Origin of the sequence: Aeromonas sp. QDB31 (genome assembly GCF_027707605.1) — a bacterium.
Lineage (GTDB): Bacteria > Pseudomonadota > Gammaproteobacteria > Enterobacterales > Aeromonadaceae > Aeromonas > Aeromonas media.
The window spans coordinates 1-799 of sequence record NZ_JAPCIX010000062.1; the positions used below are offsets into that span (position 1 = coordinate 1).

A 799-nucleotide genomic window follows, 5' to 3' on the forward strand; every position below is an offset into this window, starting at 1 on the left:
TATTGAACTGTCAGGAGCTGGCTGCACAACAGCCATTACGCCCAATCAACTGGTGCAGTCGTCTTCTGAAAATGACATTTGGTATCTCTCATAAACGGATGTTTTTGAGAGAACTATCTTCGGCCTTCACACGCACGAAAGGCGGCGAAGCTCCGCCGTTAATCCGTCCGCCGGAGATCTCGCCCAGGCAGGCTGAAGGCCGAGCAAGCCTGACAGGCCCGAAAAGCCCGGCACGGGCGTCGGCGGCGATGACGGCGGCGGCATTATCCAGGGTTGATGATGGAAGTGGAGGATATCGACAACCTCTCGCGCAACCAAGACATCGCGGTCGGACTGCAAGTGATCTTGAAGCCACGGGCCCGTCCCACCCCGACATGGACCTCGATGCCCGAACGGACGTTAGATTTCGAGTTCTAGGCGTTCTGCGATGAAGGTTGGATCCCAGCCGGGATTGAAAGTGTCGACGTGGGTGAATCCGAGCCGCTCGTATAGGCCACGCAGGTTCGGGTGGCAGTCGAGCCGCAGCTTGGCGCACCCCTGCGTTCGCGCGGCATGGCGGCAAGCCTCGATCAGCGCGGAGCTGACACCCCGGCCCGCATGTGTCCGTCGCACCGCGAGCTTGTGCAGATATGCGGCCTCCCCCTTGAGGGCGTCGGGCCAGAACTCGGGATCCTCGGCCGACAAGGTGCAACAGCCGACGATGCCGTCGCTGCAACTCGCGACTAGGAGCTCGGATCTCAGGACGAAGGTCTCCGCGAATGTCCGGTCGATCCGCGCGACGTCCCAGGCGGGCGTTCCC

The 799-nt window shown here is 61.7% G+C and carries 1 protein-coding gene; it reads right to left on the reverse strand.

The window, feature by feature from the left end; genetic code table 11:
- Nucleotides 1-399: 399 nt before the first annotated feature.
- On the reverse strand, nucleotides 400-799 hold a 400-nt coding region (locus PG898_RS21170; protein WP_058671088.1), incomplete at its 5' end, for a GNAT family N-acetyltransferase.